At 64.5% G+C, this 16733-nt stretch carries 17 protein-coding genes; 5 read left to right on the top strand and 12 right to left on the bottom strand.

Going from position 1 to position 16733, the window contains the following annotated elements; genetic code table 11:
* Positions 1-122: 122 nt before the first annotated feature.
* Positions 123-1088: a methyltransferase domain-containing protein gene (locus tag OKW26_RS35615; protein WP_184062544.1), complete on the bottom strand. Its 966-nt coding sequence runs from the start codon at positions 1086-1088 to the stop codon at positions 123-125.
* A gap of 121 nt (positions 1089-1209) precedes the next feature.
* Here OKW26_RS35615 and OKW26_RS35610 point away from each other — a divergent pair, with 121 nt between their 5' ends.
* Both OKW26_RS35610 and trmL read left to right on the top strand, forming a co-directional pair.
* Positions 1210-1956: a phosphoribosyltransferase family protein gene (locus OKW26_RS35610; RefSeq protein ID WP_429356546.1), complete on the top strand. Its 747-nt coding sequence runs from the start codon at positions 1210-1212 to the stop codon at positions 1954-1956.
* 18 nt (positions 1957-1974) lie between these two features.
* On the top strand, positions 1975-2445 hold the full coding sequence (trmL, locus tag OKW26_RS35605; RefSeq protein ID WP_090802877.1) for a tRNA (uridine(34)/cytosine(34)/5-carboxymethylaminomethyluridine(34)-2'-O)-methyltransferase TrmL: 471 nt from the start codon (positions 1975-1977) through the stop codon (positions 2443-2445).
* Here trmL and OKW26_RS35600 read toward each other — a convergent pair.
* The 5 genes from OKW26_RS35600 to OKW26_RS35580 form a co-directional block, all read right to left on the bottom strand.
* On the bottom strand, positions 2418-2978 hold the full coding sequence (locus tag OKW26_RS35600; RefSeq protein WP_429356545.1) for an O-acetyl-ADP-ribose deacetylase: 561 nt from the start codon (positions 2976-2978) through the stop codon (positions 2418-2420). The two genes, trmL and OKW26_RS35600, sit on opposite strands and share 28 nt — an antisense overlap.
* Before the next feature lie 97 nt (positions 2979-3075).
* The gene (locus OKW26_RS35595) at positions 3076-4074 is read right to left on the bottom strand and encodes an NAD(P)H-dependent glycerol-3-phosphate dehydrogenase (RefSeq protein WP_429356544.1); all 999 of its coding nucleotides are present in this window, start codon (positions 4072-4074) and stop codon (positions 3076-3078) included.
* Between the two features lie 22 nt (positions 4075-4096).
* Positions 4097-4573, bottom strand: coding sequence for a protein-export chaperone SecB (gene secB, locus OKW26_RS35590; RefSeq protein WP_018419299.1), 477 nt, complete (start codon positions 4571-4573; stop codon positions 4097-4099).
* A gap of 147 nt (positions 4574-4720) precedes the next feature.
* Positions 4721-4981, bottom strand: a complete 261-nt coding sequence (gene grxC, locus OKW26_RS35585) for a glutaredoxin 3 (RefSeq protein ID WP_090802871.1) — start codon at positions 4979-4981, stop codon at positions 4721-4723.
* A complete protein-coding gene (locus OKW26_RS35580; protein ID WP_013088271.1) occupies positions 4978-5403 on the bottom strand; it encodes a rhodanese-like domain-containing protein in 426 nt (141 codons plus the stop codon). The genes grxC and OKW26_RS35580 overlap by 4 nt, the downstream gene beginning before the upstream one ends.
* Before the next feature lie 137 nt (positions 5404-5540).
* Here OKW26_RS35580 and gpmA point away from each other — a divergent pair, with 137 nt between their 5' ends.
* The 3 genes from gpmA (at position 5541) to OKW26_RS35565 (ending at position 9214) form a co-directional block, all read left to right on the top strand.
* On the top strand, positions 5541-6287 hold the full coding sequence (gene gpmA, locus OKW26_RS35575; RefSeq protein WP_429356543.1) for a 2,3-diphosphoglycerate-dependent phosphoglycerate mutase: 747 nt from the start codon (positions 5541-5543) through the stop codon (positions 6285-6287).
* A 355-nt stretch (positions 6288-6642) separates the two neighbouring features.
* Complete coding sequence (locus OKW26_RS35570) at positions 6643-8220, top strand: S41 family peptidase (protein ID WP_184062556.1); 1578 nt, start codon at positions 6643-6645, stop codon at positions 8218-8220.
* Between the two features lie 235 nt (positions 8221-8455).
* Complete coding sequence (locus OKW26_RS35565) at positions 8456-9214, top strand: HesA/MoeB/ThiF family protein (RefSeq protein WP_429356542.1); 759 nt, start codon at positions 8456-8458, stop codon at positions 9212-9214.
* A 100-nt stretch (positions 9215-9314) separates the two neighbouring features.
* Here the strand turns inward: OKW26_RS35565 and ptsP are convergent, their stop codons facing one another.
* The 6 genes from ptsP to OKW26_RS35535 form a co-directional block, all read right to left on the bottom strand.
* Positions 9315-11057: a phosphoenolpyruvate--protein phosphotransferase gene (ptsP, locus tag OKW26_RS35560; RefSeq protein WP_429356541.1), complete on the bottom strand. Its 1743-nt coding sequence runs from the start codon at positions 11055-11057 to the stop codon at positions 9315-9317.
* A 371-nt stretch (positions 11058-11428) separates the two neighbouring features.
* Positions 11429-11698 carry an HPr family phosphocarrier protein gene (locus OKW26_RS35555; RefSeq protein ID WP_018419292.1) on the bottom strand — a complete coding sequence of 90 codons (270 nt, stop codon included), beginning with the start codon at positions 11696-11698 and terminating at the stop codon, positions 11429-11431.
* Positions 11699-11822: 124 nt separating this feature from the next.
* Positions 11823-12350, bottom strand: coding sequence for a PTS sugar transporter subunit IIA (locus OKW26_RS35550; RefSeq protein ID WP_429356540.1), 528 nt, complete (start codon positions 12348-12350; stop codon positions 11823-11825).
* 243 nt (positions 12351-12593) lie between these two features.
* A complete protein-coding gene (gene gshB, locus OKW26_RS35545; protein ID WP_187619174.1) occupies positions 12594-13550 on the bottom strand; it encodes a glutathione synthase in 957 nt (318 codons plus the stop codon).
* Between the two features lie 103 nt (positions 13551-13653).
* Positions 13654-14943 (bottom strand): glutamate--cysteine ligase, encoded by a 1290-nt coding sequence (gshA, locus tag OKW26_RS35540; protein WP_429356539.1) that lies wholly within the window; start codon positions 14941-14943, stop codon positions 13654-13656.
* A 252-nt stretch (positions 14944-15195) separates the two neighbouring features.
* A complete protein-coding gene (locus tag OKW26_RS35535; RefSeq protein WP_184062567.1) occupies positions 15196-16704 on the bottom strand; it encodes an ammonium transporter in 1509 nt (502 codons plus the stop codon).
* Positions 16705-16733: the final 29 nt, after the last annotated feature.

Here is a 16733-nt window from a genome sequence, read left to right as displayed (position 1 = left end):
TGCCCAGCATTTTGCGGCTCTTTTGAAGGGCAAATCCCAGGCATAACGGATGTCCTCTTTACCGCTTTTGCAACACGTCAACCGCACCGTCGGCAAGCAGTTGATGACAGCACCGCAATCTGCTATCCACGCTTGCCCGGACCTCGTCCGATGTCCTCGAGCCGCACGATGCCATGTCCTTCCGCCGTGGTGCGCGGCACGGCTTTCCATGCGTGGCCGTAGATCACCTCGAAGGTCAGCGCGATCGTGCCGTCGGCGCGCCGGCGCGCTTCGAGCGCGGCGAGCAGGGCTTTGTGCAACCGACGCGTGAGCACGCCGTCATGCGCATCGCGCTCGAACGGGTACGCGCCCCAGCGACGCACGTCCGCGAGCAGCGACTCGGGCGACTTATAGGTGATCGTCAGCGTCTCCTGGTCCATCACCGGAATCTCGAAGCCGGCCTCGACGAGCATGTCGCCGAGGTCGTGCATGTCGACGAAGTCGATCACATGCTTGCGAGACCCGACGCCGTGCGCGGCCTCGATCTCGGCGTAGGCACCGCGCAACTCCTTCAGCGTATCGGGGCCGAGCGTGCTGAACATTAGCAGGCCGTTGACCTTCAGCACGCGCTGCCATTCGGGAAAGACCAGATCGGGCCGCGAGTGCCAGTGCAGCGCGAGGTTGGACCAGATGAATTCGAATGCGCCGGACGTGAACGGCAGCGCGGAGAAATCGGTTTGCGCGAAGCGCGGGCCACGCGCGCCGAGCGCCTTGCCGAGCGAGGCGGGAAGAAAGCGCCGCCAACTGGTGTCGCCGGCATCGTGACGCAGCGCGCGGCGGAGCATGCCGTGCGACAGATCAGCGCCGAACACCGGCGCCTCGGGAAAGCGTTCGCGCAATGCGGGGAGGTCTTCGCCCGCGCCGCAACCGGCGTCGAGCACGCTCGAGGGCGCCACCTTGATGTAATCGAGACGCTCGCGCATGCGCTGCGCAATCTCTCGCGGCAGGAACGCAACCTCGTCGAAGGTGGCAGCGCGACGGTCGAAAATACGCCTGAGGCGCCGTGAATCGTAGGCCGGACGGCCAGATTGAGCGGATGTTGGGGACATGTGTGTCGTGCTGGCGTGAGCTCGAAGTATACTCGGTCGTTCCCCTCCATTCAGCGAGAACGGCTTTCACCGGCGCTCAATCGTGCGATTCCAGTCATTTTCTTCGTCGTGTCGAAATCAGGTGGCGCGTTTTGCGCGCGGTCTGCATTCGGCATGGCCGCGGGCCTTGAACGCCGCGCTGCCGAACCTGTGCGCGTTGTGCGGCAATTTGTCGCATAAGACGTTGTGCGACGGTTGCGACGCGGCCTACTGGAACGAGAGCCGGCTGCGCTGCACCGTTTGCGCGGTGCCGTTGCCGGTGTCACGCGGGGTCGTTCAGGCGCGGTATCGCTGCGCGGATTGCGTGGCCGAGCCGCCGCCGTTCGACGCGAGCTTCGCGCTCGCCGACTATCGCGCGCCGCTCGATACGCTCGCGGTCGGCCTGAAGTTCCGCGCCCGGCTGATGCTCGCGCGAGACTTCGCGCAACGCCTCGCGCGGCTCGCTGAAGCCAATTGGCACGACGCGGCCGAGCGGCCCGACGTGATCGCGCCAGTGCCGCTCGCCGGTCGCCGTCTGGTCGAGCGCGGCTACAACCAGGCCTGGCAGATCGCGCGGCCGCTCGCCCGGGCGCTCGGCGTGCGCGGCGACCCCACGCTGCTCGAACGAACGCTCGACACCGTGCCGCAATCGCGCCTCGATCTCGATGCGCGCCGGCAGAACGTCGGCCGAGCGTTTCGCGTCGCGCGCCCAGTGCGCGGCCTGCACGTCGGCATCGTCGACGATGTGATGACGAGCGGCGCGACGCTCGAAGCGCTCGCGCATACGCTGAAGGCCGCCGGCGCGCGGCGGGTTACGAACTTCGTCGCGCTGCGCACTCCGAAAAACTAGCTTTTACGTGGTCTTCTTATGTTCAACGTCGTTCTCGTAGAACCCGAAATTCCGCCCAACACCGGCAACGTGATTCGCCTGTGCGCGAACACCGGCGCCCGGCTGCACCTGATCGAGCCGCTCGGCTTCCCTCTCGACGACACCAAGATGCGGCGCGCCGGCCTCGACTATCACGAGTACGCGGAAATGAACGTGCATGCCGATTGGGACGCGTTCATCGCGAAAGAAACGCCCGACGCGTCGCGCATGTTCGCATTTACGACGCGCGGCTCGGGGCGCTTTCACGACCACGCGTTTCAACCGGGCGACTGGTTCGTGTTCGGCGCCGAAACGCGCGGCCTGCCCGGCACGGTGCTCGAGCGCTTTGCGAACGAACAGCGCGTGCGTCTGCCGATGCGTCCCGGCAATCGCAGTCTGAATCTGTCGAATACGGTGGCGATCGTGGTGTTCGAAGCGTGGCGTCAGGCCGGCTTCGAAGGCGGCGCCTGACGGCGTTCGAGCTCGGCCTCGTAGCGTGCGAACATCGCGTCGTCGAAGCACGCGAACGTCACGTGCTTCATGTGTGGTGTGCGCGGCAACGTGTCGAGTACGGTCGCGACCGCGATGCTGACCGCATCGTCGGCGGGGAAACGGTAGATACCGCAGCTGATCGCTGGAAACGCGATGCTCGTGCACTGAGTTTCGCGCGCGACTTCGAGTGAGCGCTGATAGCACGATGCGAGCAGGTCGGCTTCGCCATGCGCGCCGCCACGCCACACTGGACCGACCGCGTGAATAACATGCTTCGCGGGCAGACGATAGCCGGCGGTGATTTTGGCGTCGCCGGTCGCGCAGCCGCCGAGCGTTTCGCATTCGCGCAGCAACTCCTTGCCGGCCGCGCGATGAATCGCGCCGTCCACACCGCCGCCACCGAGCAGCGAAGTATTCGCGGCATTGACGATCGCATCGACGGCGAGCGTCGTGATATCGACCACGCGCGCTTCGAGCGTGCACGTGCCAAGACTGAGATTGAAGGTGGGCATGGGAACCTCGCTGACCCGAGTCTCGCTCACGAAGTGGACAACCAGGCGAGGCAGCCGTTCAACGCGAATTTCCGCTAAACGGCTGATAAAAAAGGCTTTATTCCGCCTTCGAATCGCGCCGCAGGAGCGCGCTAACCGCATCGCGCGGCGCCACGCCGTCGAACAGCACCGCGCAGACCGCCTGCGTGATCGGCATTTCGATTGCATGAGCACGTGCGATCGAGAGTACCGCCCGCGCGCAGCGCACGCCTTCGGCCACGTGACCGAGACCGCCGAGGATGTCGTCGAGCGTGCGGCCCGTGGCGAGTTGCAGGCCCACGGTGCGGTTGCGCGACAGATCGCCGGTAGCAGTCAGAATCAGATCACCGAGGCCGGTCAACCCGGTAAAGGTTTCTGCGCGCCCACCGAGCGTCACGCCAAGGCGCGACATTTCGGCGAGGCCGCGGGTGATCAGCGCCGCGCGTGCATTGAGGCCGAGGCCGAGGCCATCGGCGATGCCCGTGGCGATGGCGAGCACGTTTTTCACTGCGCCGCCCACTTCGACGCCGACGACGTCGTCGCCGGTATAGATGCGCATCGCGCCGTGATGGAACGCCGCGACCGTGCGTTCGCGGCACGCCGCCGACGGGCTCGCGATCGTCAACGCAACCGGCAGCCCCTGCCCGACTTCGCGCGCGAAGCTCGGTCCGGACAACACGCCGTTGCTCGCATGCTCGGGCAATTCCGCCGCGACCGCCTGATGCGGCAACAACTGCGAATCCGCTTCGAACCCCTTGCACAGCCACACGATATGCGCGGGCACCTTGCCCGCATCGCGCATCGCGCGCAACAGGCCGCGCAGGCCAGCCACGGGCGTCGCGACCACGCACAGCGCATCGTCGTCGAGCGCGTGATCGAGCGCCACTCCGAGATCCGCTTCAAAGCGAAGCGCGGGCGGCAACGCGACGCCCGCCAGATAGCGGGCGTTTTCATGCGAAGTGGAAAGCTCGGCGATGAGCGCGGACTCGCGCGCCCACAATACCGTGTCGTGCCTTAAGGCCAGATGGCCGGCGAGGGCGGTGCCCCAGGCGCCAGCGCCGAGAACGGCGACTTTCATAGCCGGCACTGCGCGCGGCGCCTTAATGCGTGACGCCTTTTTGCGCCGCGCCGTCCTGCTGGGCCGCGCTCATCTGGGCGAGACGCTGCTCGTACAGCGCCTGGAAGTTGATCTCGGCGAGGTGGATCGGCGGGAAGCCGGCGCGGGTGATCGCATCGGCGATGTTCGAGCGCAGGTACGGGAACAGGATGGTCGGGCAGGCAATGCCGACGAGCGGATCGATCTGCTCGGCAGGAATGTTGCGAATGTCAAAAATGCCGGCCTGTTTCGCTTCGATCAGGAACGCGACCTTGTCCGACACCTTGGCCGTGACCGTGCCCGTCACGAGAATTTCGAACACGGATTCGGCGAGGCGCTCGGCCTTCACGTCGACTTCGACTTCGACCGACGGCATTTCCTGCTCGAGGAAGATACCCGGCGAATTCGGCTGCTCGAGCGACATGTCCTTCAGATAGATGCGCTGGATGTTGAAGAACGGCTGGTTATTCTCGTCGGACATGATGGTGATTCCTGATAGGTGTGCGTGGCGGCGGCCGATGCACGCATGGGCCGCCAGATTATTGCGCCGGCTCGCCGGCTCCACGAGGAGCGCGTGCGCCGGCTTATCGAGTGGTCCGCCCGCTCGCGCGGCGCGAAACGCGCGAACTCAGGCTGCTTCGAGCAGCGGCGTCAGACCGCCCGCGCGATCGAGCGCGGAAAGGTCATCATAGCCGCCCACATGCGTCTCGCCGATGAACACCTGCGGCACCGTGCGACGACCGGTCCGGGTCATCATCTCCTCACGACGGCCCGGGTCCTTGTCGATCAGTACTTTCTCAACGTGCTCGACGCCGCGCGACTTTAAAAGACGTTCGGCCATCTGGCAATACGGGCACACCTGGGTGCTGTACATGATCACTTTGTTCACTTGGCTGCTCCTTGTTTCACAACCGGCATACCGGCTTTCTGCCAGGCATCGACGCCGCCCTCGAGAACATGGACTTCCGCGTATCCCGCTTCCTGCACGATACGCGCGGCCTTGTTCGACTGCTGGCCGGTCTGGCACACCAGCAGCACCGGGTTGCTCTTGTTCTTCGCGAGTTGCGTGACTTTCGCCTGCAACTCTGCGAATTCGAAATGCCGTGCCGAGGGCAGGTGCCCCTTGGCGTAATCGGCGGACGGCCGCAGATCGATGACCGCCGCGTTGCGCCGGTTGATCAGTTGGGTGGCTTCAGCGGCCGACAGGCCGCCACGTCCACGCCGACTGATGGTCGGCCACAGCAGCAACCCACCAGAGATAAGGACGATTGCGATCAGGACAAGGTTTGTGTATTCGGTGAAAAACTTCACGGAGGATCCGCCGGAAAGAGAGAAATCGAAGAGGTCAACCTGACCATTATAAAATAACCGTCTGACGCGATGGCGACGCGCCGCTAGAGGCGCCGCACAGCGCGAGACCGCTTCCTCACTACCGACCGGCAACTCTCATGTACAAACTCGTTCTCATCCGCCACGGCGAATCGACTTGGAACAAGGAAAACCGCTTCACCGGCTGGGTCGACGTCGACCTCACCGAGCAGGGCAACCTCGAGGCGCAGCAGGCGGGCGGGCTGCTCAAGGAATCGGGCTATACGTTCGACATCGCCTACACGTCGGTGCTCAAGCGCGCGATCCGCACGCTGTGGCATGTGCAGGACCAGATGGATCTGATGTACCTGCCCGTCGTGCATTCGTGGCGCCTGAACGAACGCCACTACGGCGCGCTGTCGGGTCTGAACAAAGCCGAAACCGCCGCCAAGTTCGGCGACGAGCAGGTGCTGGTCTGGCGCCGCAGCTACGACACGCCGCCGCCCGCGCTCGAGCCCACCGACGAGCGCGCGCCGTACACCGATCCGCGCTACGCCAGGGTGCCGCGCGAGCAACTGCCGCTGACCGAGTGCCTGAAAGACACGGTCGCGCGCGTGTTGCCGCTGTGGAACGAGTCGATTGCGCCGGCCATCAAGTCGGGGCGCAGCATCCTGATCGCCGCGCACGGCAACTCGATCCGCGCGCTGGTCAAGTATCTCGACAACATCTCGGACAGCGACATCGTCGGCCTCAACATCCCGAACGGCGTGCCGCTCGTCTATGAACTCGACGAGAACCTGAAGCCGATCAAGCACTACTATCTCGGCGACCAGGACGCGATCGCCAAGGCGCAAGCCGCGGTCGCGAGCCAGGGCAAGGCGGGCTGATCCGGCATTTCCGGGCGCGGCCCCACGCCACGAAAACGCGCGGGGCCGCACGCAGACAACCGGGCCGACAAGAAATTCTGTATTGCGCCCGGCGGTCAGATTCAGAGGCCCGCTGCAGGGTTCACCGTAGCGGCGAGCGCATCCGCTGGCCTTGCGCGGCAACTCTCAGTTCCGACCCGCCGAGTGCCATGTCGTACGGCTCGCCATCCGCGGCTCGGGTCGCAAGAACCAGGACCTTCCCGTACTGTCGAAGCACGATTGCCTGCACCGCGCCCTGAGCAGGCGGGTGTGCAGTTATACTTGTCCGTCCAATCTTTATCGACGCTGCCACGCGCTTCCGACCGCAACAGACTCTATGCGAAAGAACCTGAAAAATATCGGCCTGATTGCCGCGGGCCTTGCTACCGGTGTCTTTGCCACCCTGCAATACTCCGCCTCGGCCCAGCAACCCGCTAGCGCTGCGGTCGCCCCGCTGCCGCTAGACCAGCTCAGGCTTTTCGCCGAAGTGTTCGGGCAGATCAAGCACGAATACGTCGAACCGGTCGACGACAAGAAGCTGCTCACCGCCGCGATCAAGGGCATGGTGTCCAGCCTCGACCCGCACTCGTCGTACCTCGACAAGACCGACTACGAAGAGCTGCAGGAGCAGACCAAGGGCCGCTTCGCGGGCCTCGGCATCGAAATTTCGTCGGAAGACGGCCTGATCAAGGTAATTTCGCCAATCGAAGACACGCCCGCGTTCCGCGCCGGCATCCGTCCTGGCGACCTGATCACGCGCATCAACGACAAGCCCGTGCGCGGCATGACGCTCGACCAGGCGGTCAAGCAGATGCGCGGCGACCCGGGCACCAAGGTCACGCTGACCATCTTCCGCAAGACCGACGACCGCACGTTCCCGCTCACCGTCACGCGCGCGATCATCAAGGTGCAGTCGGTGAAGGGCAAGATCGTCGCGCCGGGCTTCGCGTACGTGCGCATCACGAGCTTCCAGGAACGCACCACGCCCGACCTCGCGGCCAAGCTGCAGGATCTCGCGCGCCAGGAGCCGAACCTGAAGGGCCTCATCCTCGACCTGCGCAACAACGGCGGCGGTCTGCTGCAAAGCGCGGTCGGCGTCGCGGGCGCGTTCCTGCCGCCGAATTCGGTGGTGGTGTCGACCAACGGCCAGATTCCGGATTCGAAGCAGATCTATCGCGACACCTACGATAACTACCGTCTGCAATCGTTCGACAGCGATCCGCTCAAGGACGTCCCGGCCATCTTCAAGACCGTGCCGATGATCGTGCTGACCAACGCGTACTCGGCGTCGGCGTCGGAAATCGTCGCGGGCGCGCTGCAGGATCAGCACCGCGCGCTGATTCTCGGCAAGACCACGTTCGGCAAGGGTTCGGTGCAAACCGTGCGCCCCCTGACGGCCGACACCGCACTGCGCCTGACCACCGCGTATTACTACACGCCGAGCGGCCGTTCGATCCAGAACAAGGGCATCCGCCCCGACCTTCCTGTCGACCAATACGCGGACGGCGATCCGGACGACGCGCTCGTGACCCGAGAAGTCGACTACTCGAATCACCTCGCGAACACGCAGGACCCGAACGAGAAGAAGGAAGCGGAGCAGCGCGAGCAGGAGCGCATGGAGCAACTGCGTCAGCTCGAAGAGCAGAACGACAAGAAGACGCCGGAACAGCGCCAGAAGGAGCGCGAACGCAAGCCGGTCGAGTTCGGTTCGGCCGACGACTTCATGCTGCAACAGGCGGTCGACAAACTCGAAGGCAAGCCGGTTCAGGAATCGAAGTCGCTGATGGAGCGCCGTCTCGCGCAGAACAAGCCGGGCACGTCGGCCTCCGCGCCGGTCGCGGTGAAGCCGACGCAACCGGTGCCGGGCGCATCGGGACCGGCGCCGGCTTCGGCACCGGCTCCCGCTGGCAAGTAAGCTGGCCGACAGGCAGCGAACCCCGCGCGTGTCTTCGCAGCACGATAGTCTGCGAAGACACGCCGCAACAGTTTCAGCAAAAGCCGCCGCCTAACCGGTGGCGCATCACGGCAAGCCGCAACCGCCCCCCTCCCCGCGCGATTAAAATAACAGCCACGAATGCGCGCCGCGGCCCCTCGGCCTGCCTCTCCTTGCGCGACACAGCGACATAGCGACACACCCCACGCGCCCCGCCATGAATGACGATCAACTCCTTCGCTACTCCCGCCACATCCTCGTCGATGAAATCGGCATCGAGGCGCAGCAGCGTTTTATCGACGCCCACGCGATCATCGTCGGCGCGGGCGGGCTCGGTTCGCCAGCCGCGCTGTATCTCGCGGCGGCGGGCGTCGGCCGTCTGACGCTCGTCGATGCCGATACCGTCGACCTGACTAATCTACAACGACAGATCCTGCACGTGAGCGCGTCGGTTGGACGTAGGAAGGTCGAGTCCGGGCGCGACATGCTCGCGCGGATCAATCCCGAGGTCGTCGTCAACGCGGTGGCCGAGCGCATCGACGATGCGTGGCTCGAACGCGAGGTGCCGCACGCGAGTGTCGTGCTCGATTGCACCGACAACTTCGCGACGCGTCACGCGATCAACCGCGCGTGCGTCAAGCATCGCGTGCCGCTCGTGTCGGGCGCGGCGCTGCGCTTCGACGGCCAGATCAGCACTTTCGATTTCCGCGATGAAGCGTCGCCGTGCTACGCGTGCGTGTTTCCCGAAGACCAGCCGTTCGAAGAAGTCGCATGCTCGACGATGGGCGTGTTCGCGCCGACGGTCGGCATCATCGGTTCGATGCAGGCTGCCGAAGCGCTGAAGGTGATCGGCGCAATCGGCACGCCGCTCGTGGGCCGCCTGACGATGCTCGATTCGCTGCGGATGGAATGGAACACGATGCGCATCGGACGTCAGCCGGATTGTCCGGTGTGCGGCCACGCGCACGGGTCTTGAGGCGGTTCTGCACTGCCCGTTCGCGTAACGCCGAAATAGCAGAACGCCGCACATGTGCGGCGTTTTTTCGTTCAACGAGGCACGACGATGCGCGTCAGATTCAAACCAGCGCGACCCGCTTGAGCGCCGCTTGCACCTCCTCCGGCTCGAACGAAGCCAGCACGTCGGCAACGGGCTTTTCGAGCGTCTTCAGATGCGAGCGCAGCACCTCCTGCTTGACCTCGAGCAGTTGGCTCGGATGCATCGAAAACTCGGTCAGACCCATGCCGAGCAGCAGACGCGTCAACGCCGGATCGCCCGCCATCTCACCGCACACCGACACGGGCACGCCCGCGCGTTTCGCCTCGCGCAGCGTGAACGCGATCAGATGCAGCACGGCCGGATGCAGCGGGTCGTACAGATGCGCGACCGCGTTGTCCGCGCGATCGATCGCGAGCGTGTACTGAATCAGATCGTTGGTGCCGATCGACAGGAAATCGAGCCGCTTCAGAAACAGCGGCAACGCGATCGCGGCGGCCGGGATCTCGATCATCGCGCCCACCTGCACGTTCGGATCGTAAGCGATACCCGCGTCGTCGAGTTGACGCTTCGCTTCGCGGATCAGATCGAGCGTCTGGTCGATTTCCTGCGCGTGCGCGAGCATCGGGATCAGGATCTTCACCCTGCCGAACGCCGACGCGCGCAGGATCGCGCGCAACTGCGTGAGGAACATCTGCGGCTCGGACAGGCTCCAGCGAATCGCGCGCAAACCGAGCGCCGGATTCGCGGCGGTCTCGTAGCCGTCGCCGCCCATCGAATCGAGCGGCTTGTCGGCGCCGACGTCGATCGTGCGGATCGTGACCGGCAAGCCGTTCATCAGTTCGACCGCGCGACGATACGCGCTGAACTGCGCCTCCTCTTCGGGCATCCGGTGCTTGTGATTCATGAACAGAAACTCGGTGCGGAACAGACCCACGCCGGTCGCGCCCGCTTCGACCGCCGCGCGCGCGTCGTCCGGCAACTCGATGTTCGCGCACAGTTCGATGCGCGTGCCGCACAGCGTTTGCGTCGGCGAGAACTTGAGCCGTTGCAGCTTGCGCTGCTCGAGCTCCTTCTCGCTTTGCCGGTACGAGTATTCCTCGAGCACGATCGGCGCGGGATCGACGATCACGATGCCGTGGTCGCCATCGACGATGATCAGATCGTCCTGGCGGATCAGCGCGCTCGCATGCTGCACGCCGACCGCGGCCGGAATGCCGAGGCTGCGCGCGACGATCGCGGTGTGCGACGTGCGCCCGCCCAGATCGGTGACGAAGCCCTGGAACGTCTGCGTCTTGAACTGCATCATGTCGGCCGGCGCGATGTCGTGCGCGACCACGATCATCTCGTCGCACGCTCCATGCACGTTGCCGACGATGCCCGGCGCGCCCGCGAGCGCCTTCAGCACGCGCTCGACGACCTGCTCGATATCGGCCTTGCGCTCGCGCAGGTATTCGTCTTCGATAGTGTCGAAATGGCGCGACAGTCTTTCGAGCTGTTCGGTCAGCGCCCATTCCACGTTGTAGCGGCGCGTGCGGATCAGGTCGATGGTTTCCTGAACGAGCATGACGTCGTTCAGGATCATCGTGTGAACGTCGATGAACGCGCCCATTTCGCTCGGGGCATCCACGGCAAGATCGGCGCGCAATACGTTGAGTTCTTCATGCACGCGTTGCTGAGCCGCGCGAAAACGCCCGACCTCCCCTTCGATCTGGGGCGGTTCGATCAGATAGTGGTCTACGTCGAGTGCTGCCGGGGCGATCAGATAGGCCCGCCCGATGGCGATACCGCGTGACACGGGAATTCCATGCAGCGTGAATGACACGCGCACCTCCTCTAGTTGTGTAATGCCGCGGCAAACCGCTGCAATGCTCTCAGACTGTACTGGGCATTATAAATTCCGCGCCTTTTTGAAGTGTGTCGGCGGTGTGTGCAGCGCAGCACGGATTATCGCAATGAGGTGCCCTCGTACCCGGCGAAGCTTCGCTTTATACACGTCGCGCAAAACATATGGTTTAAACATTGAAAACGCATGTCGTCTTACGCACTCTTCCCGATGGCTTTCGCGCCGCTTCTAGATCCCTTTAATGTCGATTAACGGCGCGCCTCTTCTGATATTCAGATGCCGGCGGCGAAAAAAAACCGCGGAACTGAGCCGCGGCATTTTCGGGTTTGTCGAACGCAAAGCGCGCGGCTTTATTGACCTTCGCCAAATTTATCGGCGATCAGTTTCAAGAGCGCGTCCATCGCGTCCTGTTCGTCGGTGCCTTCCGTTTCGATCAGCACGGTACTGCCGATGCCCGCGGCCAGCATCATCACGCCCATGATGCTCTTCGCGTTGATACGACGGCCATTGCGGCTCATCCAGATTTCCGCCTGGTAGTTGCCCGCGAGTTGCGTCAACTTGGCCGACGCGCGCGCGTGCAGCCCCAGCTTGTTCACAATTGTCGTTTCCTGTTGCAGCATGTGATGGTCCGAAGCGCGGGTGAATGAAATGATGAAAAGTGTTACTGCAAAGCGGCTTCAATGCGATCGGCACCGTTGTGAAACCGCTTGAATCCGTCGAAGCTTGCCTGCGAACCAGCCCGGCTTACAGGCCGGTCGCGTCCGTCTTTTGCGTCAGATCGGCGTCGGCCGGCAAAGCGGGAACACAGTCGGCGGCCGCCGCGTCAGGCGGCAGCGCCGGCAGGCACTCGGCAGCGCACGCTGGCGGCGTGACCGGTGTCGGCATCGCCGGTCCGATCGCGTGCACGCCCTTGGTCGCGCCGGCGAGCGCCTTGTCGACGAGCGTGTCGAGCGGCGTCGCGCGATAGCAGACCGCGCGCACCAGCATCGGCAGATTGACGCCGCACAGCACACGCACGTCCGGCACGGTGGCGAGCCGGCCCGCGATGTTGGCCGGCGTCGCGCCGAACATGTCGGTCAGCACGAGCGCGCCGTTCTCTTCCTTCAGCCGCACGACTTCCGAATTCGCGAACGCGACGACCTGCGCAGGATCGCAATCCGGCGACACGTCGATCACGCCGATACGCGCCGGCAAACCGCCATAGATGTGGGAAATGCAATCGCGCAACGCGGTGGCGAATGGAGCGTGCGCAATGATCAGAATGCCTGCCATGTCAGCCTTACTGCAAAAGAACGGCCTCAAACCGTGGACCGGGACTCGAGCCCGGTTCGCCATCGCCCCGGACCGGCCGTGGGTCGCGAGGGCGGGAATGCATCGTCGGGCGAGCGGGCATTGTAGCAGCCTCATTTTCGCGCCAATGCCGAGGCCACGCCTGATGCGGATTTACTACACAGATTGGGGGTGCAGCCGGGCAATCAAGGCCACTGCGTCGGCGCGCCACGCGAGCGCCACGCGTCAGCCGACCGCGCGCTCCAGCGCGTCGACGAACATCGCGGCGACGTCGAAACCGGTCTGGTCCATGATCTCGCGGAAACACGTCGGGCTCGTGACGTTGACTTCGGTGAGCCAGTCGCCGATCGCATCGAGTCCGACCAGCAGCAGGCCGCGCGCCGCCAGCACCGGCGCGAGCGTATCGGCGATCTTGCGATCCTGCTCGCTGAGCGGCCGCGCGACGCCCAGTCCGCCGGCCGCCAGATTGCCGCGCACCTCATTACCCTGAGGAATGCGCGCGAGCGAGTACGGCACCGCTTCGCCGCCGATCAGCAGGATGCGCTTGTCACCTTCCTTGATCTCGGGGATGAATTTCTGCGCCATCACCGAGCGCGCGCCGTCGTGGCTCAGCATTTCGACGATCGAGCCGAGGTTCATGCCGTCCGCCTTCACGCGGAATACGCCCATGCCGCCCATGCCGTCGAGCGGCTTCAGGATCACGTCGCCGTGCTGTTCGTGGAACGCGCGCAGACGCGCCGGGTCGCGAGTGACCAGCGTCGGCGCGACGAACTGCGCGAACTCGCCGATTGCGAGCTTCTCCGAATGATCGCGGATCGCCTGCGGTTTGTTGAAGATGCGTGCGCCGCCACGCTCGGCCAGTTCGAGCAGCCAGGTCGACGTCACGTATTCCATGTCGAACGGCGGGTCCTTGCGCATCACGACCGCGCCGAAGCTCGCGAGCGCGCGCGGCGTGGCGGCATCGGCGGCAAACCAGACATCACGATGCAGATCCGTGGTATCGCCGACGATCGCAATGCGCTGCACGTTCGCCTCGACATCGCCGCCCGTCCACGCCAGATGCTTCGGCTCGCAGGTGTACACCGTGTGACCGCGCCGCGCCGCTTCGGCCATCATCGCGTAGGTGGTGTCTTTGTAGATCTTGAAATGGCTGAGCGGATCGGCGATGAAAAGAATGTCCATGAAAGTCCCGGTGCGCCCTGAGGGGCGTGACATTGTTCGTCAATATAGTCTTTGAAGACGGCGATGGCGGCACGCATGCCGCCATCCTGCCGCGCGAGGCGGCTTAGACCTGGATCGCTTCAGGATCGGTCTTTTCGAGTTCGACCGATGCGGCCAGCAACCCGAGCCGCGCCACGACGCCATACATATAGAAGCGGTTCGGCGGCGCCGCGCCGGGCTTTGCGTGCGCATCGGGCAGCGCCGTGTGTTCGAAGCCGAGCGGCACGAAGTGCATGCCCGGCGCGTTCAGGTTCTGGTCGCGCTCGCGGCTGCCGTGCACGCGATAGAAGCCGCCCACCACATAGCGGTCGATCATGTAGACGACCGGCTCGGCGACTTCCTCGCCGATGCGCTCGAACGTGTAGACGCCTTCCTGCACGATCACGTCGTGCACTTCGAGGCCGTCTTTGGTCGCGGCCATGCGCGTGCGTTCGCGCTTCGTCAGCGCGGCGACTTCCGACGCGTCGTGCACGGTCATCACGCCCATGCCGTAGGTGCCCGCATCGGACTTGATCACGACATACGGTTTTTCGGAGATGCCGTACTCGCGATACTTGCGCGCGATCTTCTTCAGCACGCCGTCGATCGCATCGGCAAGGGCTTCCTCGCCGGTGCGCTGCTGGAAGTCGACGCCCTCGACGTGCGCGAAATACGGATTGATCATCCACGGATCGATCTCGACCATCTTCGCGAACTTCTTCGCGACGTCGTCATAGCACAAGAAATGCGTCGACTTGCGACGCACCGCCCAGCCCGCATGCAGCGGCGGCAGCAGGTACTGCTCGTGCAGGTTTTCGAGCACGGGCGGAATACCGCCGGACAGATCGTTGTTCAGCAGGATCGAGCACGGGTCGAAGTTCTTCAGACCAAGGCGCCGTTGCGAGCGCTCGAGCGGTTCGAGCACCAGCTTCTGGCCGTCCGACAGCGCGATCGTGACCGGGCCGTTGATGGTTTCGTCGAGCGTGCCGAAGCGTACGTTCAGACCCGCCTGGCGCATGATCGACGCAAGCCGGGCGACGTTCTCGAGGTAGAACGCATTGCGGGTGTGACGCTCGGGAATAACGAGCAGATTCTTCGCGTCCGGGCAGATCTTTTCGATCGAGGCCATCGCGGCCTGCACCGCGAGCGGCAGCACTTCCTGCGGCAGATTGTTGAACGCGCCGGGAAACAGATTGGTGTCGACCGGCGCGAGCTTGAAGCCCGCGTTACGCAGATCGACGGAACAGTAGAACGGTGGCGTGTGCTCCTGCCATTCGAGCCGGAACCAGCGTTCGATAGCGGGCGTGGCGTCGAGGATCTTCCGCTCGAGGTCGAGCAGCGGGCCGTTTAACGCCGTAACTAGGTGCGGAACCATTGATCACTCGCAGACTGGAGAAAAAAGATTGTAGAGCAAATGCTTTGTCCATTTGGGGACGGTTTCTCCATTCGCAAGCAGACTCGAATGCATTCTCCCTATCTCGATGATAGGCGCGGAAAATCACCGTTCGCAACCCGATCAGCAAGAAAAAAGCCCGCCATGAAGGCGGGCGAAATTGCTGCGCTTGCTTAACCATTTTTTCTTACTGACGGGCCCGGGAGCGCGGGCCCAACCGGGAAAGATTCTCCGTTATTCGACTTTCTCGCCGTGCAGGCTCACGTCGAGGCCTTCGCGCTCCTGCTCTTCGGTCACGCGGATGCCCATCACCAGGTCGATGATCTTCAGCAGCACGAAGCTCACCACGCCGCTGTAGATCAGCGTCGTCAGCACGCCCTTCGCCTGCAGGATCACGCTGCCGTCCGAGCCGCCGATGTCCTTGACCGCGAACACGCCGGTCAGCAGCGCACCGATGATCCCGCCGATGCAGTGCACGCCGAACGCGTCGAGCGAATCGTCGTACCCGAACTTGTGCTTGAGCCACGTGGCCGCCCAGAAGCAGACCACACCCGCGACGATACCGATCACGAGCGCGCCGAGCGTGCCGACGAAGCCCGACGCCGGCGTAATCGCCACCAGACCCGCGACCGCGCCCGACACGATACCGAGCACCGACGGCTTGCCCTTGGCTGCCCATTCGGCGAACATCCACGCGAGCGCCGCCGCGGCGGTCGCCACCTGTGTCGCGAACATCGCGAAGCCGGCACGGCCATCCGCTGCCACGGCCGAACCCGCGTTGAAGCCGAACCAGCCGACCCACAGCATCGCGCCACCGATCAGCGTGAGCGTCAGGTTGTGCGGCGCCATCGCTTCCTTGCCATAGCCGACGCGCTTGCCGAGCACCAGACAGCAGACCAGGCCCGCGATACCGGCGTTGATGTGCACCACCGTGCCGCCCGCGAAGTCGAGGATGCCCGCGCTAGCCAGCCAGCCGCTCGGCTCCCACACCATGTGCGCGATCGGCGAGTAGACGATGATCGACCACAGCGTCATGAACACCAGCATCGCCGAGAACTTCATGCGGTCCGCGAACGCACCGGTGATCAGCGCCGGCGTGATGATCGCGAAGGTCATCTGGTAGACGAAGTAGACCGTCTCGGGGATCGTCGGCGCGAGGTGGCTGACGGTCAGCGTCGTGGCCTTGTCGCCCTTGATGTAGTTCATGCCCGTCATGAACACGCGCGAGAAGCCGCCGATGAACGAGCTGCCAGGCGTGAACGCGAGGCTGTAGCCCACCACGGTCCAGACGATCGTCACGACACAGGTGATCGCGAAGCTTTGCATCAGCGTCGCAAGCACGTTCTTCTTGCGGACCATGCCACCGTAGAACAGCGCGAGACCCGGGATCGTCATGAACAGCACCAGCGCGGTGGAGGTCAGCATCCACGCGGTGTCGCCGGAGTTGATCTTCGATGAATCGACCGAGAACGGCGCGGTCGGGGTGGCCGGCGCGGCCGCGGCGGCGGCCGATGCATCGGCGGCGGCCGGTGCGCTTGCGGCCGGCGCGGCGGACGCATCGGCGGCGGGAGCCGAGGCCGCCGGGGCAGCGGCTGCGGCGGAGGCGTCCGGTGCGGGCGCGCTCGCCGTCGTATCGGGAGCGGAGGCGGCTGCGGGAGCGGACGCATCGTCCGCGAGGGCGGTGCCGACACCGCCCGCGAGCAGCGAGCCGGCCATCAGCAGGGACATCATTAGTTTGCGCATCTTGGTTTTCCTCTTGTCGCTATCCGTGT

Origin of the sequence: Paraburkholderia sp. 32, assembly GCF_050435345.1 — a bacterium.
Lineage (GTDB): Bacteria > Pseudomonadota > Gammaproteobacteria > Burkholderiales > Burkholderiaceae > Paraburkholderia > Paraburkholderia tuberum.
This window is presented reverse-complemented; position numbering and strand designations above follow the sequence as displayed.